This window comes from Natronorubrum tibetense GA33 (assembly GCF_000383975.1).
In the GTDB taxonomy this organism is placed as follows: domain Archaea; phylum Halobacteriota; class Halobacteria; order Halobacteriales; family Natrialbaceae; genus Natronorubrum; species Natronorubrum tibetense.
In genome coordinates this window covers 325,293-348,673 of sequence record NZ_KB913017.1, presented here as the reverse complement: position 1 = coordinate 348,673, position 23,381 = coordinate 325,293, and the positions used below count along the sequence as shown (strand labels likewise).

The following is a 23,381-nucleotide window of genomic DNA, read 5'->3' as shown; positions in this document are numbered from 1 at the left end:
CGATAGTTTAAATCCGATCGGGCGGCCAGGTCCTGCGATGGCCACGCCCGGAGTCGAGTTCAGTATGGATCCCGCTACGACGGTTCAGCTGTTGGCCTGGATTCTCGGCGGTGCGATGCTCGGAAGTGTGAGCGGGCTGATTCCCGGCCTTCACGCCAACAACTTCGCCCTATTGCTCGCCGGCTTCGCGCCCTCGATCCCCGGCGAGCCGCTGTTTGTCGGCTGTGCGATGCTCGCGGCGGGCGTCGTCCACACCTTTCTCAACGCCGTTCCCGCGATGGCGCTCGGGGTGCCCGACGCCGAGATGGCCGTGACCGCACTGCCGGGCCACCGGATGGTGCTCGAGGGCAGCGGCTACGAGGCGATCCGACTCTCCGCGCTCGGGAGCATTCTCGCCGTCCTGCTGGCGGTCCCGTTGGCCCTGCCGATCACGTGGGGCGTGACGGCCGCCTATCCGACGATTCGGGACAATCTGGGGCTTCTATTGGCGATGGTCGTCGTCGCACTGGTCGCCTCGGAGTACACCTGGCGTGCTCGAGTCGGCGGCGTCGTCTCCTTTCTTCTCGCTGCGACGCTGGGACTGCTGACACTCGATCTCTCGCCGGACGCACCCCTCGAGGCCGGCGGAATGCTCGCACCGCTCTTTGCGGGACTGTTCGGCGCGCCGGTGTTGATCGACGCGATTCGCGGCGGTGGCGTTCCGTCCCAGTACGACGAACCGATCGCCATGCCCCGCTGGCTCGTCGGCGCAACGGCGCTCGCCGGCGCGCTCGCGGGTGCCGTGGTGGGGTACATTCCGGGCATTTCGGCCGCGATCGCCGCCGTCGCGGTCCTCGTCCTCGTTCCCGGGCAGTCCGGTGATCGGGGCTACATCGTGGCGACCAGCGGCGTGGACACGGCAAATACGATTTTTGCGCTCTTCGCGCTGGTCGCCATCGGGCAACCGCGGACGGGGGTGATGGTCGCCTTCGAGAACGTGAGCGCCCCCCTCGAGTTACCGATCCTGCTCGGTGGCGTCGTCCTCGCCGGCCTGTTCGGATTCGTGCTCGTGATCGTCGTCGGGGACGCCTACCTCGAAATCGTCGGGACGATGGAGTACTGGAAAATTTCGGTGGCCGTCCTCGGCCTCCTCTGTGTCCTCTCGTATCTCTTTACGGGCCCCGTCGGAATTTTCGTCTTCGTCGTCGCCGCTGCGGTCGGGATGGTTCCGATTCGGTTCCGGGCGCGACGCGTGCATCTGATGGGCGTGTTGATCGGTCCGCTACTATTGATGCAGTGATCGGCACGGTGTTTTCGTTCGGTATCCGGACGTGCCCGTCGCGGTGACTGTGTGTAAATGACACACAAATACTTTTGCCCGAACTCGGTGTAGGAACTCGAGGTGTCAGTACAATGGTAAACGCGACAGTCGACGTCCTCTATCGCGGGGGACTCGAGTGCGACCAGAATTACATGCTCGAGGGCCACACCCTCGGCACGCACGACGAACCGAACCCGGACGTAGACTACGACGAGATACCCGTCTGGAGCCTCGTCATCGATCACCCGGAGGGAACGATCCTCTGGGACACCGGCAACCACCACGAGGCGCTCGACGGCCACTGGCCAGAGGGACTCTCACAGGCGTTTTATCCGTACGACGCCGACGAACACCGGCTCGACGACGACCTCGAGAAGGCGGGCTACAGCATCGACGATATCGACTACGTCTTCCAGTCTCACCTGCACCTCGACCACGCCGGCGGCCTGGAGTTCTTCGACGGCACCGACGTGCCGATTTTCGTCCACGAGAAGGAACTCAAGTACGCCTACTACAGCGCGAAGACCGACAAGGGAAGCGGCGCGTACATCCTGGACGACTTCGATCACGATCTGAACTGGCAGGTCCTCCACCAGGACCGGGAGGAACACTTCGAAGACATCGAGTTCGTCCGATTCCCCGGCCACACGCCGGGGCTGACTGGAACCGTGATGCACCTCGATGGCGACGGAACCGTCGTTATCACCGGCGACCAACTCTACCGAGCGGAGAACTTCGAGGACGAGATTCCGCTGGGCGCGTTGCTCCTCTGGGGGAAGACGGAGTGGTTCGAGAGCCTCCAGCGGATCAAGGAACTCGAGCGCCGCCACGACGCCCAGATCGTCTACGGCCACGACAGCGACCAGTTCGAGGAGATCCGAGACGGCTGGGGGCAGTGAGATGAGCTACGAACGCTCCGTCTCCGCGCCCGAACACGACCTCCAGCCGGAGACGGTCTGGCACCTGCAGATGCCCCAGATCCGGTGTGGACGCGACGCCGTCGAGGAGTTGGCGTTCCAGCTCGCCGATCTCGGCGTCAGCGCCGACGACGATCCCCACGGGCTCGTCGTCACGGACGAGGACCTGGTCGACATCGGCCACGTCGGTCGGGTGACGGACCACCTTGAGGACGCGGGCTACAACGTCACGGTTTGGGACGGCGCGGACCGCGAGCCGACGATCGAGAACGTCGACGGCTGTATCGAGTTCGTTCGCGAGAACGAGGGCGAGGATGGCTACGACTTCTACGTCGGCTTCGGCGGCGGAAGCTGTATCGACGTGGCGAAGACGACCCGCGCGGTGATCGCCAACGGCGGGCAGGTGCTCGACTACATCGCCGAACCGACGGGCGGGGGCGAGGCACTGACCGACTCCGGGCCGCCGCTGGTGCTCATGCCGACGACGGCAGGGACGGGAGCCGAAATTTCGCCCGTCGCCATCCTCTCCGTCGAGGAGAAAGAGATCAAGGAGGGGATCTCGAGCAACCACATTCGCGCCGACGCGGCCGTTCTCGATCCGACGTTCACGACGACACTGCCGCCCGAGATCACCGCCAAGTCGGCGATGGACGCGCTGGGCCACGCCATCGAGGGCTATACGACTCACCCCTTCGACGGACTCCTCCGGGCCTCGAACCCCGAGTCGCGGCCCGTCTACGCCGGCCGAACCGAACTCACCGAGATGTTTTCGGAGAAAGCGATCGAACTGCTCTCGGGAAACGTCCGGACGGCGGTCCACAACGGCGACAACCTCGAGGCGCGCGCGGCGATGCTCAAGGGGGCGTTGTTCGGTGCAATCGCGGGACTGACAGCCGGGGCGAGTCTCGCTCACGCGATGGCCTACCCCGTTGGCAACCGGTATCACACCTACCACGGCGAGACCATCGCCGTCTTGACGCCGGCGAGTACGCTCGGCTACAACGTCGCCAGCGACCCCGAGCGGTTCGTCGAAGTCGCGAACATGCTCGGCGCCGACACCGACGGGATGGGGACCCGCGAGGCCGCCGATCAGGCCAGACAGGAGTTCGTTCGCCTCCAGCAAGATCTGAACGTGATCCCGAGCGGCCTCGAGGAACTCGCCGGAGTCACCGAAGAAGACATCGACTGGCTCGCGACCCAGACCGTCGAGACCCAGCAGCGCCTGCTCCGGTGTAATCCGCGGCCCGTGACGAAGGACGACGCGGCGGACATCTTCCGAGACGCGCTGCACAACTGGGAGTGAGCCGTCCGCCGGTTACGACAGGCTCGAGTCCCGCGCCGTGACGACGGTTTCGACGCGCTCGAGCGACACCAGGTTCGTCGTCTCGCCGCCTTCCTTTGTCGCCGTACCAACAATAACGCCGTTTGCGCCGGCCTCGAGCGTCTTGCCGACCGTCTCGCTCGTCACGCCGCTGCCGACAAAGACCGGAGTGGCATCGTCGGTGGCGGTTTCTCGCAGGGTACTCGAGACGCGCTCGACGTCTTCGAGCGCCGTCTCGGAGCCTGTTCCGACCCCCGAGACGACGACGCCGTCCGCCCGCCCGCGCTCGGCGGTCTCGAGGGCGGCCTGCTCGATAGCCGTCTCGCCGACGGGCGTCGCGTGCTTGACGTGGACGTCCGCGAGGATGGCAACGTCGGCATCGAGCCGTTCCCGGAGCCTGAGAGTGTCGTGGGCTTGCCCCTCGAGGACCCCCTGATCGGTCGCCGCGGTCCCGACGTGGACGTTGATACGGACGAAGTCGGCGTTCGTCGCGGCGGCGATCGAGAGCGCGGCGTCGGCGTCGTTTCTGAGGACGTTGACCCCGACGGGGACGTCGACGGCGTTCGTCAGTTCGGTCACGAGGGCGGTCATCTCCGCGACGACGTGTTTCGGAACGTCGTCGGGATAGAACGGCGCGTCGCCGAAGTTCTCGACGATGAGGCCGTCGATGCCACCGGCCTCGAGTCGACGAGCGTCCTCGAGCGCGCGGTCGCGGATTGCGGCTCGGTCGCCATCGAAGTCGGGCGCACCGGACAGTGGCGGGAGATGAACCATCCCGACGACGGGGTGGGTCGCGTCGAACCGATCCAGCAGCGGTGTCGGGGACATAGCGGTGCTGTGGGCTCGAATATAATAAGTCACCCCGAACGACTACCGCGGGGCCACATCCGCTCACCGCGTGTGGAACCGCTGGGATCGATTCGACTCTCGAGCCGGCAAGGCCACCCTCCTTCACGGTGGTTTTCCCCCGCCTGCGGTAACACTCGAGCGATGCCTGATCTCTTCGATCCGCTATCGATTCGCGACCTCGAGATACCCAACCGGCTCGCCGTCTCGCCGATGTGCCAGTACTCGTGTGAACCCGACGGACTGCCAACCGAGTGGCACCGCGTCCACCTCGGCAGTCGCGCCGTCGGTGGTGCCGGAATCGTCATGACCGAAGCCACCGCAGTGACCCCCCGAGGACGGATCACGCCCCACGATCTGGGGATCTGGAGCGACGAGCACGCAAGCGGGCTCGAACCCACCACGCAGTTCATCCGCGAGCAGGGTGGGGTGCCGGCGATCCAACTCGCCCACGCGGGCCACAAGGCCAGCAAGACCCAACCGTGGGAGGGAAACGCCCCGATCGCACCAGAGGACGGCGGCTGGGAGGTACTCTCGCCGTCACCCGACGCGTACCCGCCGTTCGACGGCGGTCGACCGGCGATGACAAAGGCAACGCAGGACGACATCCAGGACGTAGTCGAGGCCTACCGCGCCGCAGCCGAGCGATCGCTCGCCGCCGGCTTCGACATCGCCGAAGTGCACGCGGCCCACGGCTACCTGCTCCACGAGTTCCTCTCGCCGGTGACGAACCGTCGCGAAGATGAGTACGGCGGCAGCTTCGAAAACCGATCCCGAATCGTCCGGGAGGTCGTCGACGCCGTCCGAGACGTCTGGCCGGACGAAAAACCGGTGTTCGTCCGGATCTCCGGCACCGACTGGCTCGAGGACCGCGAGTCGTGGGATATCGCCCAGTCCGTCCGGCTGGGCGAGGACCTCGCCGATCGCGGCGTCGATCTGATCGACGTCAGTTCCGGCGGGCTCCACCCCGAGCAGAACGTGCCCGGCGGACCGAACTTTCAGGTGCCGCTGGCCCAGGCGGTAAGCGAGGGAGCGGATATCGCTGCCGGTGCCGTTGGCGGAATCACCGAACCCAAGCAGGCCGACGCCGTGATTCGCAACGGACGGGCTGACCTCGTCCTCGTCGGGCGAGAGTTCCTCCGCGATCCCTACTTCGGACTGCGTGCAGCCGATGCGCTCACGAATGACGCGGCTTCTCGATGGCCGGTCCAATATCGGCGCGGCGTTCGCTAGCGGACGGTCGATTCCGAACGATTCCGCTTTGTTGCCAGTTGTCGAGGAATGTCGGGTTCTGTCCGAACGTCGTCGTGATATGTGGTTCTATATGCGAATTGAGTATCTTTTTCGATGGAGAGAGGCTCGGCGTCTCGACGACGACAATCATGACTCAACACACCCGGCGAACGGTTCTGAAAACGGCTGGGGCAACGACGATCGGCGTTCGAATCGCTTTCTCAGTCCTCGAGCGGCGACACTGCGCCTTTTCGTGCTCGGCGCTCTTCGATCCGGAAGCCGTCGTTTCGAGCCGCATGGACCCGCTGGGGGTAGGGGATCTCGATTCCTTCCCGATCGAACGCGTCCACGATCGCGTCCATCACATCCGTCTGTGCGTCGTGTTTCCGGCGCATCGTCGGATCGGCGATCCAGGCGCGACACTCGAGGACGATCGCAGAGTCGTCGAATCGCTTGCCGACCACCTGCGGGTTCGGGGCGTTTTTGATCGACTCGAGGTCTTCGACGGCATCGACGATGACTGAGCGGGCGTGCTCGGGATCGTCGTCGTAATCGATGCCGACATCGACCGCGATCCGAAGCTGATCGTTCTGGGAGTAGTTCGTCAGCTGGCTGTTCGTCACCTCGTCATTGGGGACCAGCACGTGTTTGTCGTCGAACGTCTGGATCTTGGTGGTAAAGATGGTGACGTCGGTGACGATGCCAGTGGTCTCGTTGATCTCGATCCAGTCGCCGACGTGAAACGGCCGCGAGAACAGCAGGATAAAGCCGGCGAGCATCGCGGTTAGCGTCTCGCGAGCCGTCAGTGCAACGATCGCGGTGATCGCCCCCGCGCCGATGAAGATGTTCGTGAGGTCGATTCCCCACAGCGTCAGGACCATCGCCGCGGCGAGGGCGACGATCGCGACGTCCGAGACGTGGTAGGCGACCTCGCTCTGGTGTCTCGTGATCGCTCTCGTCTGGGAGAGCTTGTCGATCGACCGATTGACGAACCGAATCGCGAGGTAGGCGGTCAGGACGATCGCGCCAGTCACCAGCTGCTGGGCGGCGAACCACCGATCGATCGCCATCGTCCGAAGCGTGTACTCGAGGACGAACGTGACGTGCCAGATCACGCTGAACGCGTAGACGCCACCGACGACGACAGCACCGAGGAAGAGAACGGAACTGGCCTCGGCGAGCTGGGTGCCGGACCGACGGCGAACGACGTCCTGAAACCGAGACGCTGCACCGAAGCCGAGAAGGACGACGACGGCGAGGACGACCGTCGCGAGGAGTTGCATCTCGAGCGAGGCGAGATACGTCTCCTGGATCCACGGGATCGGGTCAGGTCGGAGTGAGGACGACTGCAGCGGAGCGCTCGAAACGAACCAACTCATTCGACAGTACCGGTAGCGTACCTGTCCATTTCAGCGAAAAGCCGGCAGACGCAACCATCGCGGACGGATCTCGAGGGTCGGTGTTCATCTCGACTCCGCTCGTTTCGTGGGTGAACTAAAATTCAGAGTGTCTTATCAGATAGCATAGAAGTTCAGCGAGTCATTCGAGATTCACAGCGCATATACAGCACGGATCCGCTTCAGGGGCGGGTCAGAGTATTTAAAACAAACAGACAATCAAGGTTCAACACTCTACCCATGGACACGTCCATGGCGGTATTGTACCCGTTGTAAGTAGATCACAGCCCTTTGGATTAAACACAATTTCATCATCTCGGTACACTTCAAGTTCGACAGCAACAACATCTCGGTACTCATCCGGAACTATATCAAGGTGCTCAGCGGTCGCGACGGATTCCCAGTCACCATTATTTAACCGGGCCTCAATCACGTACTCACTGTCATCGTCGCTCCAAACACACTCTATCGGTTGCCGTTCTGACGTCGTTCCAGACCCATCTTCGGCTGCCTGAAGCTCAACTCCATCAGCTTGCACTGTCGAACCATCTTTCTGTACCACTACATCAACTTTGATGGGTTCATCCATGAAGTTCGCTACCTGAACCCCTGCTAATTGGACAGTTGATTCGGAATTTCCAACACATCCCGCCGCTGCTACCGTCGATCCAATAACACTACTAGTGAGAAACTTACGGCGGTTCATATCGTCTGTTACTTACGCGAACTATTATTTATGTTATTATAAGTGTTGACAGAGATCGTGGTTTGTGCGTTCTCCAGATTGGCTATTGTTGTATCAAGTTAGTGATTGACTATGAAACACCATATCTTCTGAATCTAGTGGTTCCCAACTGAAGGGGGAAGAGATCTCTATATTGCGTTCACCTCTATATTCAGCACGCTGATTTTGACAGCGACCGGGTAGATTGACGACTATTTCGGTAAATGTGCTACCTGTGCTCAGCCTCACACTCTAGCGCGGTGACGGACTCGTCACTCGTCGGTCCACTTGATAGAACAGCCTTGGGAGGGCTGCCACTCGAGGTCGACCGACTCGTCAACGAGTACCGAGTCGATAGCCTCCCGAACGTGGAATCGCGTGGGTTCGTCGTCGGGGTTCAGCGCATCGTCGAGACGGCCCTGATAGACGAGTTCGAACGCTTCGTCGGCCTCGGACCAGGCGAACAGGAACGGATCCGGCGTACAGACCGCGCCGTACGCGTTCGCGACCTCTTGGCTCTCGTCGCGCAGATAGGCGTCGTACTGAACGCGGCCGTCCTGGACGTACTCGCGCATCGCCTCGAGCGAGTCGTCGGGGTACTCCTCGGCGTCGTTGGGGTTGATCCCGACGACCGCGACGTCGTCGTACTCGGTGGCCAACTCGTTCAGCAGGTCGAACTTCGCCTTCGCGTACGGACAGTGGTTGCACGTGAAAACGAGCAAGAGCGCCTCGTTGTCCGCGAACGAGTCGAGCGTGTACGTCTCGCCGTCTGCACCCTCGAGTTCGAACTCGGGGGCGAGGTCGCCCGCGTCCAGTTCGGTGTCGGACTCTTTCAGTACCATACTGGCGGATTCCGGACGAAATCCCTTAAGCGTCGTGTTCGTCGCATCACTCGGACGAGTGAATGCCGATTCCGCCACCGCTCAGGAAGCCGTTCCTCAATCGAACCGGTGCCGCCCAACGTCGAGGATTCGATCGTCAGCGGTTACGAACTGCTCTACGTATGCGGCCTCGCGGTCCGCGAGCTCGGTTTCGAAGTCACTCTCACAAAACCGAACGAAGCGCTCGACGTCGCTCATATGGTAAGACATTCGATGGTGTTTTTGAGTCCAATAACTGTTCAGTAAGTCTTTTCCACCGGCATGCCTCGTTCAATCGAGTTATAGAGCAGTTCTATGCATCACCCTGTGAGAGCGACGAACGTTCGTGTGTTCCAAGCTCGGGATGAGTCTCTTCCATCATCAGATAGACCAATCCACCTGAAATAAACATCGCAATTGCGGTTCCATAGAATGCTGCTTCGATATACAGCAGATCCATCGTGATGCCTATCAGAATGGCACCCACTGCGTACCCGAGGTCACGCCAGAGGCGATAGACCCCCAGTCCGGTCGATCGCCACAGTGGGTGTGCAGCGTCGCTGGCCACAGAGATCAGGTTCGGGTAGTGCAACGCCATCCCAATGCCAGCGATACCGGACATGACGATCCACGCGTAGTAACCCTCTACAACGGTCATTCCGAGCACGCCGCCCCCGGCAAGGAAGAACCCGATTACAATCGGCGGTTTCCGACCGATCTGATCGCCAAGCCGTCCGGTATACACTTGGAGGAAGTACGCACCACTGTGAACCCCAACTACCACACCAATTTGGGCCGTGTCAAGCCCCTGTGCGAGCAGAAACAGTGGGAAGCCAATCCAGACGAGCGTATCGACGAAGTTCTCCACGTGACCCGCCTGGGCAGCGGTGAACAGCGTTCGGTCTTTGTACGTCGCCCGCTTCACGATTTCCGCAAACGGCAGATCTGCATCGCCGTCGGACTCTTTCCCACCATCGGGCTGGGCCGCTTCCGCCTGCGCATACGGGAGCGTTTCCTCGATGAAGAAGATCGCAATCAGCATTGCCACGATAATTACGAGCAACAGGAAGTAGAACGGCTCCGGACGCAGGCTGTACTGGGCTGCAATTACGCCAGTGAACCACGCACCGATTGCGACGCCGGTGTAGCCGAACGCTTCGTCGAGTCCAGCGGCTAATCCTCGCTCGCTCGGTCCGGCGAGTTCGATCTTCGAGATCATACTCATGCTCCAGGCCACCCCCTGGTTCACGCCGAGTAGGACGTTACCGACGACGATCCAGGACCAGCTCGGAGCGAAAATTAAAATAAATGGGATCGGAACTGCCGAGAGCCACCCGAGGAGCAAGATCGGCTTCCGTCCGTACGAATCGGCCCACTTCCCCGAATAGAGGTTCAACAGTGCCTTGACGATCCCGAAACTGATTACGAACGAGCCGATAACGAGGAACGACGTGACTCCGAACGTCTCCTCGCCCATGAGGGGGACGACGGTCCGCTGAGACCCCATCGTGAGGCCGACGGCGAATACCGTCAGTATCTGGAGGAGGAACTGCTGCCAGTTTCGCTTGATCCCTTGCTTGTATTCCCGTCCCATGGTTACTCAGCTGCGCAGTTGTTGGGGCCCAGTTCGAGCGTCGAAAGCTCCTCATCGGTAACGGTCTCGTTACCGACGTTTACTCCCTTGACACGCTGGAAGTTCGGCGGGTGGTCGGGAACGTCGTTGGCGAGCGACTCGATGAACGATTCACGGTCGCGGTTCAGATCGGCATTCTCGGTTTCCACCTCGCTCATTCGGGCAGAAACGGGCGGCTCTGGCGATCCTGGATCGTGTGATGGGAGAACAAGCGGATCCCCGGGTTGGTTTCGGAGACGTCGAAGACTTTCATAGAGCGTCGCTGCGTTCGATTCGACGTCAGTGTCTTCGATCCCCGCTTCGACACCGAGCTCGACGCGACCCACGCTCCTGTGGAAGAGCGTGTCTCCCGTGAGGAGTGCCTTCTCATCAATAGCGAACGTGACGCTTCCCTGGCTATGACCGGGAGTGTCGATAACCGTTACATCAACGCGTCCGATCGCGTGAGTCTGTCCATCTTCGAGCGGCGTGACATCGATCGAAAGTGCATCGGCAGGATGGAGATAGTACGGGACGTCGTGGTCCTCGGCAAACTCTCGTCCACCAGAAACGTGGTCCGCATGAGCGTGCGTGTCATACACGCCAACGAGTTCAGCGTCGTAGTCGTTCAGGAGCGCATCGAACTCCTCGGTGTACTGTGAGGGATCGAAGACGGCTGCTTCCCCATCAGAGACGAGGACGTACGAGAGACACCCTTTCCCTGGTCGAGCGACTTGGAGAAGGGTTCCATCGATGTCGGTATCGATGGGAGCACTCCGATGAACACGACTCCACCCGTTCATTCCGTCAACGAGCGTTTTCGCCTCGTAACCCATGTCTTGGAGAACGTCCGTCGCCCTCCCAGAGACGATTCCAGCAGTACATACCGTCACAATTTCATTGTCTTCAGAAATCTCGGAGAGCGCCTCTTCGGCCGCCTCGTCTTCACTCTCTGTCAATTCGTCGTAGACATCGATATTCTCGCTGCCAGGGATGTGCCAGTCTTCGTACTCATTCTCGTGACGGATGTCCAGAATGAAGAGATCATCTCCGTTATTCAATCGCGTTCCGAGCTCCGTGGGTTCGATTTCCGACATCGTACATAATCAAGGAGCTAATCGGGCATATGGCAACTGCAGGTTATAACCGGCATCCCTATTGTTGTCGCTCCCTTGCTTCGCTTCATGGGACTGTACCAGGCGTCGTTTCGGATTCGCCACGAGTGTCCGTATCGGGAACTTTCCGAACAGTATCCAGATCTCACGATAAGAGAGTGGTACCTGAGCGATTGCCAGGTCCTCGAAATCACGTCTCAGGAGACCTCAACTGAGAACTTACTCGACGATATTGAGCAACTGGGGACGGTTCTTCACCAGAATATGGACGAGTCGGGATTGCACGTCGTAATGCAGTCCTGTCTCTGTGCATTAGAGGAATCGATCATCCAGCGGTTCGAAGATCACAACTGTCTGTACCAACCGCCGACAGTCCATCGACAAGGATGGGAACACTACACAGTAATCGCGTTCGACGAGCGGAACATCCGGGAACTGTATGACGAGTTGGACGCCGATCGTGATATCGAGGTTCTCTCGAAGCGGGGCCTTGAGGAAACACACATCCCGCACAGTCTGTTAGCCCCAGTCGATCAACTGTTCGACGGATTAACCGACCGGCAATTAGCTGCTATCAGACTCGCGCTCGATAGTGGCTATTACGAACAACCACGGAAAGCGTCAGTAAGCGAATTGGCCGAACAAACGTCTGTCGCTCGCTCCACCTACGAAGAGCACTTGCGAAAAGCTGAGAATAAATTAATCACCAACGTTGGTCAATTCGTTCGATTACTGCTTGGAACACAGACCGAGGATCGCTTAGGAACCGCTTCTTCCGCCCCCTCCAACGTCGTTCAATCTGACTAACTTGATCCCCTCCCCAAATCACAGAGAGACAAGCAGGAAGCTCACGGCTTTAGCCGTGGGTCACTGACCAACTGTACGGGAGTCCCACCGGGGTGGACCGTCGCACACCAGGCCGAGGCGCGAAGCACGACCCACCTATTTGTACCCCCCGCGACATCGATGTGGTATGAAGACGCTCGAGGTCACCGACGAACAGTACGCAGTCATCCAGCAACTCCGCGAAGAGATCTCCGAACAGGTCGTCGGCAAGTACGGCTTCGTCCGCGAACGCGACGCCGTCCAGTACTTGATCGACAACCTCGACGGCGAGACCGAACTCGAGATCGAACTCGACGCGGACCTCGACTCCTCGGCGACCGACGACGTCGCCGCCTCCGTCGGCGCCGCGATCGATGGCGAGTCGACTCCGGAGGACCTCGAGGAGGTCTCCTACATCGAAGACGACTCGGTCGACGAGGACGACGGTTCGGAGTCCGATACGGGTTCTGAGGACGCCGACGGAGAAGGCGGCGAGACCGACGACGATGCCGAGGACTCGAGCGAGGACGCCGCCGGAGACGGCGAGCCGGCAGCCGATACGGAGACGACAGCCGACGATGGCGACAGCGGCGGAGATGGCTCGGCCGACGACGACGATATGTTAGACGAGATGATGAGCCTGCTCGAGACCCACGACGACAAGTGGTCGGAGTCTAGCTCCGCGGACTACCGCTACAGCGTTGACCTCCCGGACGGCACGACGGAGGACGTCCAGACGAAAGACGACGTTCGGGCGCTGCTGTTCAAGAACTATCGATAACAACGGCGGCGCGGTCCGGGAGCGACGACTGCTGATCGATCGCTGCTGGTGGTTGCGGTCGGTCGATTTGCAGTCATCTGTCGACGATCGGTTCGCAGCTACCGTTGCCTGCCAGTTCTCGACCGGTTGGTCGCCACCGTTGCCGACCGACCCGCGACCCGAACTCGAGACGGCATCGGTTGATCGGAGCGATCAAATATCGGTATCGAGTACCGCGGCATTTGAGAACGAACAGCAATCGTGACAGTACAGTCGCATTTCGATGCACTTTATGGTAGTAGTGGGTGAATTTCTAGACGGGATCAAAAATGAGCCGAGCACACCCATTTCAACAGGAGGAGGATATCACCTGCCCGGACTGCCAGCGAAGCGTACCGATGCAATCGCGTATCTGTCCTCAGTGTGAATCGTCGCTTCATTAGGAACTGCTGGAAATCTGCGCGCGACGCGTTGCCGACCGAACAACGGTAGACCTTTACTCGCGCTCGCGCTTCGCGTTTGTATGAGCGAACGCGAGGTGCTCGAGTTGCTTCGTGAGAACGCACGATACTCGACCGACGATATCGCGCGAATGACCGGTCTCGACGAGCAGGAAGTCGAGGCGGCGATCGAGGAACTCGAGGCAGCAGGCGTCGTCCGCGGCTACCAGGCGGTCGTCGATTGGGACAAACTGGAAGACGAACGCGTCCGTGCCGAAGTCGAGTTAAACGTCCACCTCGACCGCGAGACGGGCTACGGCGACATCGCAGAGCGCCTCGCACGGTTCCCGCAGGTCACAGCCCTCAGACTTGTCAGCGGTGACTACGACTTCGATATGGAAGTCGAGGGCGACTCCATCCGCGAGGTCTCGCAGTTTATCAGCGAGAAGGTCGCGCCGGTCCCCGAGATCACCCAGACGGTCACCCACTACGTGATGACCTCCTACAAGGAGAACGGGATCGAACTCGGCGACGGCGAAGACGACGAGCGACTCTCGTTTTCACCCTGATCATGACGTTCGAACTTGCCGATCGCGTCCAGACGGTACCGCCCTCGGGTATCCGGCGGTTTTTCGAGATCGCCGAGGAGCGCGACGACGTCATCTCGCTGGGTGTCGGCGAACCTGACTTCGCGACGCCGTGGGCGGCCCGCGACGCCGCGATCGCCTCCTTAGAGCAGGGAAAGACGTCCTATACGGCCAACCGTGGCAAACGCGAACTCCGCGAGGCTATCGCGGACTACGTCGCCGACCGGTTCGACCTCGGCTACGGCCCGGACGAGGAGATCATCGTCACCGCTGGCGCGAGCGAGGCGGTCGATCTGGCGTTTCGAGCGTTCGTCGACCCCGGCGACACGGTCGCCATCGCCCAGCCGTCGTACATCTCCTACGAACCCGGCGTCATCTTCGCCGGTGGCGAGGTACTCTCCGTTCCGACGAAACAGGAAGACGACTTTCGGCTGACGGTGGAGGCACTCGAGGACGCCGGCGCCGACGAGGCCGACATGCTCGTGCTCTGCTATCCCAACAACCCGACGGGGGCGATCATGACCGAAGCGGATCTCGAGCCGATCGCCGACTTCGCCCGCCAGCACGATCTGATGGTTCTCTCGGACGAGATCTACGCCGAGTTGACCTACGACGGGAACGAACACGTTTCCATCGCGAGCCTCGAGGGCATGCGCGAGCGCACCATCGTCTTCAACGGCTTCTCGAAGGCCCACGCGATGACCGGGCTGCGACTCGGCTACGCGCTCGGTCCCGCCGAGGCCATCGGCGCGATGAACAAGATCCACCAGTACACGATGCTCTCGGCGCCGACGACGGCCCAGCACGCGGCCCTCGAGGCCCTCGAGTCCTGTGACAACGACGTTCGGGAGATGGTAAACCAGTACGACCGTCGTCGGCAGTTCGTCCTCTCGCGGTTCCGCGAGATCGGGATGGACGTCTTCGAGGCCAAGGGGGCGTTCTACTGCTTCCCCGAGGTGCCCGAGGGCTTTACCGCGGAGGAGTTCGCAGAGGGAGTCCTCCGCGAGGAGGGCGTCGCGGTCGTCCCCGGCGACGTCTTCGGCGAGGGCGGCGAGGGCCACCTGCGCATTTCGTACGCGACCGGACTCGACGACCTCCGGCAGGCGCTCGCGAGGATCGAAGCGTTCGTCGACGAGCACGCCTGAGTGGCACTCTGTTGGGTTTTCGATTTCGACCGTGTGACCGTCGGAAACGGCTGCTCAGTCGGAACGCGACACGTGTTACGGAGGCAAGTCATCCAGTTTTCACCCCTCTTCGACACCCTCGTATACTGGTCGTCGTGTAACAGTGGATTACCTACAGCACCGATACCGCACCGATTCGATATTCGGTGATTCGGCTGTTTCGCTGGTTCTATGGGCCCATTATCCCCGAAACCGAGAACTCGCTGGTAGTCAGGGTGAGTGACACGACGTTCCGAGAGCGAGGACGTTCAGATCGGTTTCCCAGCCGTGAGTACGCGTGATTCTTCAGGCTCTGTCAGTAAACAGGGACTGGCAACCAGGAGAAAGGTCTTCAGCCGTCGTATTGGTGTCGAACGAGTTACAACAGAATTGCCAGAAACCACGAAACCAGATCGGATAGCAACTTCCTGTTATCGACGACAGCGGAGAGGTGGGTCGAAAATATGCGCTTCACGAGAACTCGAGCGTGGCGTGGTCTGTGCCTCGTGCGCTATGGTTCGTTCCCCTGTAAATCGCGGTAACGAACAGTTCCTCGAAGCTGGCAACCCCGCCGTAGAACAGATAGATTCCAGACATCATTGTATCAGGTTCATTACAAAGCGCGTCCAGAGCCTCCGCTGAGACGATGGTTCAACAACTGCCGCTGCAGCAGATACAGCTGCCAGAATTCCTTCAAGACACCGTCGCCAGTATGGTGGCATTCGTGCCCCGATTGATCGGTGCGCTCCTGATCCTCCTCATCGGATGGATCATTGGCCGCGTCGTAGCTGGCGTCGTCATGCGGATTGCCGACGGAATCGAACTCGACCGAATGGTTCTCGAGACGCCGCTCGGGCGAATGCTCGGCGGAACCGAGAGCGCGGTCTCGCACGCGTTCGGGACGCTCGCGAAGTGGTTCGTCTACGCCATCGCGATCCTCGCAGCGTCGAACGTGCTCGCGATTCCGGAACTGTCAGCGTGGGTCGCCACCGCGGTCACGTACCTGCCGCTGCTCATCGCCGGGATCGCCGTCATCGTCGTCGGGTTCGTCGTTGCCGATTTCATCGGCGACGTCATCGAACGGACCCAGGCAACGACGGGCTCCGGAGCCACGAAACTGTTCGCCAGCGGCGTCAGGATCTTCCTGTACTTCACCGCGATCGTGATCGGCCTCGACACGATGGGGATCGACGTCGGGATCCTCTACGTGTTCGCTCGAGCGCTCGCGTGGGGGCTCGCCGCCGCCGTTGCAATCGGCTTTGGTGTCGCGTTCGGTCTCGGTGGCCGCGAGTACGTCTCGGAGAACATCGGGGACTGGGCGAGCCGCACGCCGTCGCTTTCCCAGTCCGACCAGCAACGGGGATCCGACGCGGGCGCGAGTTCCACCGACGACGACTGACGACAGCTCAACCGGACTGGTCCCCCGAAACCACTCGATCCAGCCCTGCCGGCTCGTTCGGTTTCGAGAAGAGGGGTTTGACCGGGACGAGAACGTGCGATTTTTCGAATCCGTGATCGGACTGCCGGGATTTCGTGTAGTGGACGACGTCGTAGACGTCGCCGTACAGGTTCTCGATTCCCGCGACGAACCGCTCGAACGCGGTCCGATCGAACTGCTCGATTGCGACCGTATCCGTCGTGACAACCATCCGTTTCCTCGTGACGGTGACGTCGAGTCGCCCCCCGAAGGCGTACTCGAGGTCGTCGATCCGATCGCGGAGTGCGCCGAGCGGTGGGCCGTCGGACGGCCGGGAAGGGAACGATGCGTAGACGCGGTACGCGTCCGGGTCGGGGTTACGAGCGACGTATCGCTTCCAGAGTTGGGAGAGTGAATCCATGGGTAGCAGGCGTGTGTGCGCTGTCCGCGCAGGGGACGGAGACGACGCCGGTGGTCCGCCGTCAGGGTGTCGTCGCGCTTGCCACTGGTCTGGTGACGGTAGTCATACGTCTTTGGAACGACGTTGTTTCGTTCGACGGACCTGTTCTCGTTGCAGAACGTTTCGGTTCTCGCCTCGTTCGGCACTCGAATTCACGGTGGACGAACTGTCGACGCCGTCGCCGAGGACAGCCTGCGAATCGGTCCGAATCGCGGTCGATGGTCGCCTCGTATCATCCGGCCGAGAGCCGACACGGTAACGCAGTCGACCGGTTACGCCTCGAGCGTGGCGGCGATGAAAATCCATCGCTCGTCGTTGTCGGCGAACGTACCGTCGGTGCCCCATTCGTCGGTGATCGTGAACCCGGCGTCCCGCAGTTGGTCCCGCGTGGCGTCTACGCCGGCGATGTTCCACTGCATTTCGACGCCGCGCTCGAGCCAGTCCGGATTCGTCCCGCACCACTCCTCCGGGCCTTCTGAGAGGAGTACGCGACCGCCGGGACGCAAGACGCGTGCGAACTCGTCGATAACCGTCCCGTGGTCCTCGAGCGGGACGTGAATCAGCGAATGAAAGGCGGTAATGGCATCGCACGTATCGTCACGGAGGGGAACGCTCGTCATCTCTCCCTGTAAGTGCACCGCTTCGGGAACGTTCGCCGCGGCCAAATTGAGTTGTTCGCGGGAGAGATCGAATCCAAGGGCGGTCGCTTCCGCACTCAGTCTCCGAAGGACTGGGACGCCCGGACCGCAGCCGACATCGAGGATTCGCGCCGGGGTCTCGATCGAGTCGAAAAAGTCGTCGAGTATCGCCTTTCCGCGGTCGTCTTCCGCACGTTCCGCATCGTAGGCCCCGATCAGTTCGTCGTATCCCCGGCGAACCGTGTTCCTGTCGACCATACGCAACGAATAGTGAACCGTGTCTGTTCAATCTTTGCACTGGTCCGATCGCGATACCGTCCTCGAGACGGTCCCCGCGAACAGCCCGCGATATCAACAGTTTTCTCGGTCGCACACGCTCTCCGTCTCATGGTCGACTACCGCCCCATCCCGGACGAACGGGATGTGTTTCACGAGTATCGAAGTTACGCCTTTCGACCGGAGTTAGGTGTTCCAGCGTACGATCCTGACGAGCACGAGGGGCCGCGAGACACGCTCGGCTCTCGGCGCGGCCTCTACGCCACCGAGGCGACCGACGACGCGAATCCGCGCTGTGTCTGTCGGCACTACTGGCTCGAGGCCCGCGTGCGCGGCGACACCCACCGAACCGCGGGGCTGGCGTCCGTCGCGACGCCGCCCGAGTATCGCCGGCAAGGCCACGTCCGGCAGTTACTCGCTCACTCCCTCGCGGAGTACCGCGACCACGACGTCCGGTTTTCGGTGCTGTGGCCGTTCCAGTACCGGTTCTACCGACGGTACGGCTGGGACACCAGCAATCGGATCGCGACGCACGAGTGCGCGCCCGACGTGCTGTCGTTCGCGACGGATGCGATGGACGGTGCCGACGCCGATAGGACGGCCGTTCGCAGACTCGAGGCCGACGACTACGATCGACTCGAGTCGACGTACGAGACCCACCGCGAACGGTACGGACTCGCCCTCGAGCGCGACGAGACCTGGTGGCGACATCGCGTCTTCGGCGGCCACGATCGCGATCCGTTCGTCTACGCCTCCGAGCGCGACGGCCGGGTGGTGGGATACCTCGTCTACACGATCGACGGCGAAATGGGCGACCGGACGTTGTCGGTTTCCGAACTCGTCGCCGCCGATCACGACGCCCTGCTGGCTCTCCTGTCGTTCTGCCACGACCACGGTTCGCAGGTCCAGCGCGTTCGGCTTCGGGTGCCCACGGACGTTCCGATCCGCGACATCGCTCGCGACCCCGACGAGATCGACACCGAGGTTACCGACGGGCCGATGGTCCGAATCGTCGACGTTGCCGAGACGCTGTCACACCTCTCGTATCCGGAGCACGAGGCCAGCCTGACGATCGCCGTCGAGGATCCGCTGGTCGACTGGAACGAAGGCGTGTTTGAACTCGAGGTGGCAGGCATGAACGCAACGTGTACGCGTCTCGAGGAGACCGCTGGAACGGCCGGAGCCAACGTTCGTCTCGATGTCACCGCGCTCTCACAGCTCGTCGTCGGTGCTCAGTCCGCAAGCACCCTCGAGCGAACCGGGCGACTGACGGTCACGGACTCGAACGTCCTCGAAACGCTGTCGACGCTCTTCCCGGAAACGGCCGTCTACCTCGGTCACCACTTCTGATGGGACCACCGGGGTCGTACTTTCCATTCGGACACTGAGGGAGCGATACCGGTCACGGTACGCAGCCATCGGGGTAATAATTCTCCCACGGTCGCGCTCGCTCGAGGGCCGCAGCGACAGCTATGACGTCCGACTCGGCGTACCGGCGGCCGACCACTTGCAGTCCGATCGGCAACCCGTCGTCGGTGAGCCCTGCGGGGACCGACGCGACAGGGTGCCCAGTGAGGTTGAACACCCAGGTAAGCATCGCGTCGGTGGGAATCCCGGCCACATCGTGGCCGTTGATCGTCGTTGGGTAGCGATCACGCAGGTGCTTGCCGTACGGCGGCACGGTTAGCGTCGGGGTCACGAGCGCGTCGGCATCGTCAAGCGCGGCCTCGATCGCGTCGTAGGCCTTGGTGCGCGGCCCGTTGGCCAGTCGCTCCTCGAGAGAGTCGAGGCGCTGACCAAGTGCGACAGTCGAACGAACGGTTTCCTCGACATCTGCCGTTTCGAGGTCGATCCCGTAGTGCGATTCGACCCGCTTGGCAACGGCGGCAAAGTAGCCGCCGACCTGTGTGTAGTACGCCTGGCGGAGGTCGTCATACTCCGGTAGCGAGACGTCGACATCGCCGACTGTGACGCCAGCATCTGCGAGATCGTCGACGGCGCTGCCGACCGTTTCGCGGACGGTGGGGTCGACGGGCTGGAGGTTCAGATCCGGACTGTAGGCAATCGATAGCTCCGTGGCTGGTCGATCGAAGGCCTCGAGAAATCCGTCCTTCCCCGCCGGCACGCTGAACGGATCCCGGTGGTCCGGGCCCGCCATCACCTCGAGTGCGAGTGCGACGTCGTCCAGAGAGCGCGCGACCGGCCCGCCCATCATGAACGGTGAGTGAGTGTCGAAGGCGTCGAGTCGAGAATTCGATGGGACTCGTCCGTGGGACGGCTTCAGCCCTACGACGTTACAACAGGACGCCGGCACCCGCAGTGAGCCGCCGATATCGGACCCGGTCGCGATGGTCGCACAGCCCGCGGCGACCGCCGCCGCGGAGCCGCCAGAGGAGCCGCCGGCCGAGCGCTCGAGATCGAACGGCGTCGCCGTCGCGCCGACGAGTCGGTTGTCCGTTTTGATCGTATGTCCCAGCGCGGGCGTATTGGTCGTCCCGACGATCACTGCGCCAGCAGCCTCGAGGCGTTCGACGACGATCGAGTCCGTCTCGGCGACGTTGCCCGATAGCGCTGTGAGTCCGAGTGTATTCCGGACGCCGGCCTTACGGTCCCGGAGATCCTTGATCGCGACCGGCACGCCGTGGAGGGGCCCGAGATCCTCGCCGGCCGCGGCTACGCGGTCGGCCTCGCGAGCTCGCTCGCGTGCGGATTCCTCGAGTACCGTTACGAAGGCATTCAGCGCTTCGGTGTCCCTGGTTCGCTCGAGGCAGCTGTCGACGACGGTTTCCGAAGAGCGTTCGCCGTCGCGGATCGCCGTCGCCAACTCTCGCGCCGAGGCAGTGGTATCGATACTCATGGTGAATGTGAACAGTCCAGTAGGAATAAAGTCGGGGTCTCGCGGACGTTGCGGGCTGGAAATAGTCAGACGACGTTCCGCTCCGTTCGCGTCGCCTCGTCCTCGAATCGATCGCTCGAGAGCGCCTCGATGTCGACCAGCGACGCCTCGCCGTCGGCGACGAGTTCGGCGACCAGCTTCCCTGTCGCGGGTGCGTGTTGGAAGCCGTGACCCGAGAAGCCGGCGGCGGTGATATAGCCGGGAACCGTCTCCTCGAGAATCGCGCTGTCGTCCGGCGTCACCGCGTAGAGTCCCGCCCAGCCGCGTTTGACCGCCGACTCGGGGCCGAAGTAGGTCGTCCACTCCGAGACGGTCTCGAGGGCGTCGACGCTCCACTCGAAGTCCATCGATCGGGCGTACGCGTCCGGATCAGCGGCGGCATCCGACGCACCGAGGTGGCCGCCGACCAGCGCGTCGCCGTCTCGCTCGGGCCGGAAGTAGGAGCCGCTCTCGAGATCGATCGTCAGCGGATCCGAGGCTGGAACCGGTGTCTCGGGTTGGGCGACGGCGATCTGGCGCCGTTTCGGAACGATCGGCAGCGATACGTCGGCCAACGCTGCGACCTCGCTGGCCCACGGACCCGCGGCGTTGACGACGTAGTCGGCGTCGAGTCGGCCCTCGGACGTCTCGACGCCGACCACCCGCCGCGATTCCTCGTCGTCTCGAGCGCCGGATTCCTCACGGATCACGTCCACGACGGGCGTCTTCGTTCGCACGTCGACCCCCGCGTCGGCCGCCGCTCGCGCGTATCCCTGCAGGGCGAGGTGCGGGTCCGCGAAGCCGTCCGTCGGGGCGTACGTCGCCGCGACGAATTGTTCGGGATCGATTCCCGGGCAGTGCTCGCTCGCTTCCTCGGGCGTGAGCACCTCGCTCGGAACACCGCGGTCGTTCTGCATCGTGACGGCCTCGTCGAACCCCGCCGCGGTCTCCTCGGTCCGGGCGAGAAAGAGGTACCCCGGCCGTCGGTAATCGATATCGGTCCCGAACCGCTCCTCGAATGCGTTCCAGACGCGCATGCTCTCGAGCGAGAGGTCGACGTTGACCGGCGTCGAGAACTGCGCGCGGATACCGCCCGCGGATCGCTCGGTGCTCCCCGAACCGATCGATCCCCCTTCGCAGACGACGACGTCGACGCCGCGAGCGGCGAGTTCGTACGCACTCGAGAGACCGACGATTCCCCCACCGATCACGACTACAGTCATACGATACCGAACAACAGGTCTCGGTATAAGGATTCGTTCGGCTACGCGACACTGAAACTCGCCCTCGGTGTCGTTCTCTCGAGTCGTCGATACGGACGATACCTTCAGAACCGATCCGGCGAGAGGTGTTTTCGATACTCGTCTTCGAGGGTCCCCTCGAGTGCGTCATGAACCACGTCGGCGACGGCCGGGGCGAGCGTAATCCCCTGCCCGGACAGTCCACAGGCGACGACAAACCCGTCGACGCTCGTCTCGCCGACGATGGGTCTGCCGTCCGGCGTGACGGTTCGACAGCCGAGCCACTCGTTGACAACCGTCGCGCCCTCGAGTCCCGGGACGACGGCTGCGAGGTCCGATGCGGAGTCCGCGAACCCGTCCGGGACGGCACAGTCGTCCGGATCATACTGCTGGCCGTCTTCGTACGCCGTTCGGTACTCGCCGACCCATGCGCCGGGTCCGTCGTTGCCGCCGGTCGGACGAACGTACCGCTTGGACTCGAGGATCGTCACCGGACTCTCGAGCGGGTGGTCGGTTTCGAGGGCCGCCATCGGCCCGAGCGTCTGTCTGAGCGGGAGCGAAACGCCGACCGTCTCGTTCAGTTTCGGGGCCCACGGACCGGTCGCGTTGATCACACAGTCGGCGTCGAACCGGTCCGTCTCGGTCTCGACGCTCGAGACGGCTCCGTCGTGGGTCCGAACGTCGGTGACGGTTGCCCCCGTCCGAACGTCGACACCCGTCCGGCGCGCGCAGTCGGCGAACCAGTTCGCGACGGCGACCGGTTCGCAGAGCCGGTCGTTCGGCGTGTACAGTCCGCCGACAAAGCCGTCGGGATCGACGCCGAGTCTGGATAGTTCGTCCGCCTTGAGGTACGACGCGTCGACACCGTGTTCGCCGAGCGTCGCCGCGGACGCCTCGAGTCGCTCCGCGAACTGGTCCGTTTCGGCGAGGTAGCACACGCCGATTCGAGTCGATTCGAGCGGGCCGCGATCGAACAGTTCGTCGTAGACCGAGCGGGCGCGCATTCGAAACCGCAGGTCGAACGGCGTCGGATCGATCACGTTCTCCATCAGGATACCCGCGGAGGCCGCCGTCGTCTCGCTGCCGATCCGCGAGCGCTCGAGGAGCGTGACGTCGTGGTCGGTCTCGCCGAGTCGCGCCGCGATCGCACACCCGACGATACCCCCACCGGCGATGACTACTTTCATGTCCACCTGTACTACGACTAGATACAAACACGCTCCGCCGACGGGCTACGGGATCTTTCCTGCGGCCCGAACGACGGCACCACTGAAGTGGGCCTGCAATGAGTTTCGCGTATGGTTCCCGTGTTCTCCGACGAGGATGTCGCATCGGTGCTCGACGCTGCGGCCGCCGAATTCGTCTTCGACCGCG

Annotated in this window: 22 protein-coding genes; 10 read left to right on the top strand and 12 right to left on the bottom strand. The window is 62.3% G+C overall.

Annotated features, from left to right (window positions below):
* Positions 1–37 precede the first annotated feature (37 nt).
* The 3 genes from NATTI_RS0101820 to NATTI_RS0101810 all read left to right on the top strand — a co-directional run bounded on the left by NATTI_RS0101820 (position 38) and on the right by NATTI_RS0101810 (position 3,520).
* The gene (locus NATTI_RS0101820; protein WP_006091813.1) at positions 38–1,279 is read left to right on the top strand and encodes a tripartite tricarboxylate transporter permease; all 1,242 of its coding nucleotides are present in this window, start codon (positions 38–40) and stop codon (positions 1,277–1,279) included.
* A 113-nt stretch (positions 1,280–1,392) separates the two neighbouring features.
* On the top strand, positions 1,393–2,199 hold the full coding sequence (locus NATTI_RS0101815; protein WP_006091812.1) for an N-acyl homoserine lactonase family protein: 807 nt from the start codon (positions 1,393–1,395) through the stop codon (positions 2,197–2,199).
* Position 2,200: 1 nt separating this feature from the next.
* On the top strand, positions 2,201–3,520 hold the full coding sequence (locus NATTI_RS0101810) for a hydroxyacid-oxoacid transhydrogenase (protein WP_006091811.1): 1,320 nt from the start codon (positions 2,201–2,203) through the stop codon (positions 3,518–3,520).
* Positions 3,521–3,532: 12 nt separating this feature from the next.
* Here NATTI_RS0101810 and NATTI_RS0101805 read toward each other — a convergent pair whose 3' ends face one another.
* The gene (locus tag NATTI_RS0101805) at positions 3,533–4,366 is read right to left on the bottom strand and encodes a BtpA/SgcQ family protein (RefSeq protein ID WP_006091810.1); all 834 of its coding nucleotides are present in this window, start codon (positions 4,364–4,366) and stop codon (positions 3,533–3,535) included.
* 162 nt (positions 4,367–4,528) lie between these two features.
* Here NATTI_RS0101805 and NATTI_RS0101800 point away from each other — a divergent pair, with 162 nt between their 5' ends.
* Positions 4,529–5,617, top strand: coding sequence for an NADH:flavin oxidoreductase/NADH oxidase (locus tag NATTI_RS0101800; protein WP_006091809.1), 1,089 nt, complete (start codon positions 4,529–4,531; stop codon positions 5,615–5,617).
* 221 nt (positions 5,618–5,838) lie between these two features.
* Here NATTI_RS0101800 and NATTI_RS0101795 read toward each other — a convergent pair whose 3' ends face one another.
* From NATTI_RS0101795 to NATTI_RS0101775, 6 genes are all read right to left on the bottom strand, one after another.
* Positions 5,839–6,996, bottom strand: a complete 1,158-nt coding sequence (locus NATTI_RS0101795; protein ID WP_006091808.1) for a mechanosensitive ion channel family protein — start codon at positions 6,994–6,996, stop codon at positions 5,839–5,841.
* Between the two features lie 244 nt (positions 6,997–7,240).
* A complete protein-coding gene (locus NATTI_RS25960) occupies positions 7,241–7,720 on the bottom strand; it encodes a hypothetical protein (protein WP_152423971.1) in 480 nt (159 codons plus the stop codon).
* Positions 7,721–8,010: 290 nt separating this feature from the next.
* A complete protein-coding gene (locus NATTI_RS0101790; protein ID WP_006091807.1) occupies positions 8,011–8,580 on the bottom strand; it encodes a thioredoxin family protein in 570 nt (189 codons plus the stop codon).
* A gap of 96 nt (positions 8,581–8,676) precedes the next feature.
* Complete coding sequence (locus NATTI_RS26760; RefSeq protein ID WP_019991555.1) at positions 8,677–8,817, bottom strand: hypothetical protein; 141 nt, start codon at positions 8,815–8,817, stop codon at positions 8,677–8,679.
* 94 nt (positions 8,818–8,911) lie between these two features.
* Entirely contained in the window at positions 8,912–10,192 is a 1,281-nt protein-coding gene (locus NATTI_RS0101780; protein ID WP_006091806.1) for an MFS transporter, read from the bottom strand.
* A gap of 2 nt (positions 10,193–10,194) precedes the next feature.
* Positions 10,195–11,307 (bottom strand): MBL fold metallo-hydrolase, encoded by a 1,113-nt coding sequence (locus tag NATTI_RS0101775; RefSeq protein WP_006091805.1) that lies wholly within the window; start codon positions 11,305–11,307, stop codon positions 10,195–10,197.
* A gap of 87 nt (positions 11,308–11,394) precedes the next feature.
* Here NATTI_RS0101775 and NATTI_RS0101770 point away from each other — a divergent pair, with 87 nt between their 5' ends.
* From NATTI_RS0101770 to NATTI_RS0101745, 5 genes are all read left to right on the top strand, one after another.
* Positions 11,395–12,132: a helix-turn-helix domain-containing protein gene (locus tag NATTI_RS0101770; protein ID WP_006091804.1), complete on the top strand. Its 738-nt coding sequence runs from the start codon at positions 11,395–11,397 to the stop codon at positions 12,130–12,132.
* Positions 12,133–12,298: 166 nt separating this feature from the next.
* The gene (locus NATTI_RS0101765; protein WP_006091803.1) at positions 12,299–12,931 is read left to right on the top strand and encodes a hypothetical protein; all 633 of its coding nucleotides are present in this window, start codon (positions 12,299–12,301) and stop codon (positions 12,929–12,931) included.
* Positions 12,932–13,433: 502 nt separating this feature from the next.
* Entirely contained in the window at positions 13,434–13,919 is a 486-nt protein-coding gene (locus NATTI_RS0101760) for an Lrp/AsnC family transcriptional regulator (protein WP_006091802.1), read from the top strand.
* 2 nt (positions 13,920–13,921) lie between these two features.
* Positions 13,922–15,082 carry a pyridoxal phosphate-dependent aminotransferase gene (locus NATTI_RS0101755; RefSeq protein WP_006091801.1) on the top strand — a complete coding sequence of 387 codons (1,161 nt, stop codon included), beginning with the start codon at positions 13,922–13,924 and terminating at the stop codon, positions 15,080–15,082.
* Positions 15,083–15,746: 664 nt separating this feature from the next.
* Complete coding sequence (locus NATTI_RS0101745) at positions 15,747–16,499, top strand: mechanosensitive ion channel family protein (protein ID WP_006091800.1); 753 nt, start codon at positions 15,747–15,749, stop codon at positions 16,497–16,499.
* Between the two features lie 7 nt (positions 16,500–16,506).
* Here the strand turns inward: NATTI_RS0101745 and NATTI_RS0101740 are convergent, their stop codons facing one another.
* On the bottom strand, positions 16,507–16,938 hold the full coding sequence (locus NATTI_RS0101740; RefSeq protein ID WP_006091799.1) for a hypothetical protein: 432 nt from the start codon (positions 16,936–16,938) through the stop codon (positions 16,507–16,509).
* 311 nt (positions 16,939–17,249) lie between these two features.
* Positions 17,250–17,873, bottom strand: coding sequence for a class I SAM-dependent methyltransferase (locus NATTI_RS0101735; RefSeq protein ID WP_006091797.1), 624 nt, complete (start codon positions 17,871–17,873; stop codon positions 17,250–17,252).
* Positions 17,874–18,002: 129 nt separating this feature from the next.
* On the opposite strand from NATTI_RS0101735, the gene NATTI_RS0101730 reads away from it, so the two are divergent.
* On the top strand, positions 18,003–19,241 hold the full coding sequence (locus NATTI_RS0101730) for a GNAT family N-acetyltransferase (RefSeq protein WP_006091796.1): 1,239 nt from the start codon (positions 18,003–18,005) through the stop codon (positions 19,239–19,241).
* Between the two features lie 52 nt (positions 19,242–19,293).
* Here the strand turns inward: NATTI_RS0101730 and NATTI_RS0101725 are convergent, their stop codons facing one another.
* From NATTI_RS0101725 to NATTI_RS0101715, 3 genes are all read right to left on the bottom strand, one after another.
* Complete coding sequence (locus NATTI_RS0101725) at positions 19,294–20,748, bottom strand: amidase (RefSeq protein ID WP_006091795.1); 1,455 nt, start codon at positions 20,746–20,748, stop codon at positions 19,294–19,296.
* A gap of 65 nt (positions 20,749–20,813) precedes the next feature.
* A complete protein-coding gene (locus NATTI_RS0101720; RefSeq protein ID WP_019991552.1) occupies positions 20,814–21,989 on the bottom strand; it encodes an NAD(P)/FAD-dependent oxidoreductase in 1,176 nt (391 codons plus the stop codon).
* Positions 21,990–22,093: 104 nt separating this feature from the next.
* On the bottom strand, positions 22,094–23,194 hold the full coding sequence (locus NATTI_RS0101715) for an NAD(P)/FAD-dependent oxidoreductase (protein WP_006091792.1): 1,101 nt from the start codon (positions 23,192–23,194) through the stop codon (positions 22,094–22,096).
* Between the last annotated feature and the right edge of the window lie 187 nt (positions 23,195–23,381).

Excerpts from the sequence above, each read along its gene's own strand:
- NATTI_RS25960 (WP_152423971.1), bottom strand. The coding sequence starts at position 7,720 with ATGAACCGCCGTAAGTTTCTCACTAGTAGTGTTATTGGATCGACGGTA.
- NATTI_RS0101740 (WP_006091799.1), bottom strand. The coding sequence starts at position 16,938 with ATGGATTCACTCTCCCAACTCTGGAAGCGATACGTCGCTCGTAACCCC.
- NATTI_RS0101720 (WP_019991552.1), bottom strand. The coding sequence starts at position 21,989 with ATGACTGTAGTCGTGATCGGTGGGGGAATCGTCGGTCTCTCGAGTGCG.
- NATTI_RS0101760 (WP_006091802.1), top strand. The coding sequence starts at position 13,434 with ATGAGCGAACGCGAGGTGCTCGAGTTGCTTCGTGAGAACGCACGATAC.
- NATTI_RS0101795 (WP_006091808.1), bottom strand. The coding sequence starts at position 6,996 with ATGAGTTGGTTCGTTTCGAGCGCTCCGCTGCAGTCGTCCTCACTCCGA.
- NATTI_RS0101810 (WP_006091811.1), top strand. The coding sequence starts at position 2,201 with ATGAGCTACGAACGCTCCGTCTCCGCGCCCGAACACGACCTCCAGCCG.
- NATTI_RS0101815 (WP_006091812.1), top strand. The coding sequence starts at position 1,393 with ATGGTAAACGCGACAGTCGACGTCCTCTATCGCGGGGGACTCGAGTGC.
- NATTI_RS0101775 (WP_006091805.1), bottom strand. The coding sequence starts at position 11,307 with ATGTCGGAAATCGAACCCACGGAGCTCGGAACGCGATTGAATAACGGA.
- NATTI_RS0101805 (WP_006091810.1), bottom strand. The coding sequence starts at position 4,366 with ATGTCCCCGACACCGCTGCTGGATCGGTTCGACGCGACCCACCCCGTC.
- NATTI_RS0101755 (WP_006091801.1), top strand. The coding sequence starts at position 13,922 with ATGACGTTCGAACTTGCCGATCGCGTCCAGACGGTACCGCCCTCGGGT.
- NATTI_RS0101820 (WP_006091813.1), top strand. The coding sequence starts at position 38 with ATGGCCACGCCCGGAGTCGAGTTCAGTATGGATCCCGCTACGACGGTT.
- NATTI_RS0101770 (WP_006091804.1), top strand. The coding sequence starts at position 11,395 with ATGGGACTGTACCAGGCGTCGTTTCGGATTCGCCACGAGTGTCCGTAT.
- NATTI_RS0101765 (WP_006091803.1), top strand. The coding sequence starts at position 12,299 with ATGAAGACGCTCGAGGTCACCGACGAACAGTACGCAGTCATCCAGCAA.
- NATTI_RS0101715 (WP_006091792.1), bottom strand. The coding sequence starts at position 23,194 with ATGAAAGTAGTCATCGCCGGTGGGGGTATCGTCGGGTGTGCGATCGCG.
- NATTI_RS0101780 (WP_006091806.1), bottom strand. The coding sequence starts at position 10,192 with ATGGGACGGGAATACAAGCAAGGGATCAAGCGAAACTGGCAGCAGTTC.
- NATTI_RS0101790 (WP_006091807.1), bottom strand. The coding sequence starts at position 8,580 with ATGGTACTGAAAGAGTCCGACACCGAACTGGACGCGGGCGACCTCGCC.
- NATTI_RS0101725 (WP_006091795.1), bottom strand. The coding sequence starts at position 20,748 with ATGAGTATCGATACCACTGCCTCGGCGCGAGAGTTGGCGACGGCGATC.
- NATTI_RS0101800 (WP_006091809.1), top strand. The coding sequence starts at position 4,529 with ATGCCTGATCTCTTCGATCCGCTATCGATTCGCGACCTCGAGATACCC.
- NATTI_RS0101745 (WP_006091800.1), top strand. The coding sequence starts at position 15,747 with ATGGTTCAACAACTGCCGCTGCAGCAGATACAGCTGCCAGAATTCCTT.
- NATTI_RS0101730 (WP_006091796.1), top strand. The coding sequence starts at position 18,003 with ATGGTCGACTACCGCCCCATCCCGGACGAACGGGATGTGTTTCACGAG.
- NATTI_RS26760 (WP_019991555.1), bottom strand. The coding sequence starts at position 8,817 with ATGAGCGACGTCGAGCGCTTCGTTCGGTTTTGTGAGAGTGACTTCGAA.
- NATTI_RS0101735 (WP_006091797.1), bottom strand. The coding sequence starts at position 17,873 with ATGGTCGACAGGAACACGGTTCGCCGGGGATACGACGAACTGATCGGG.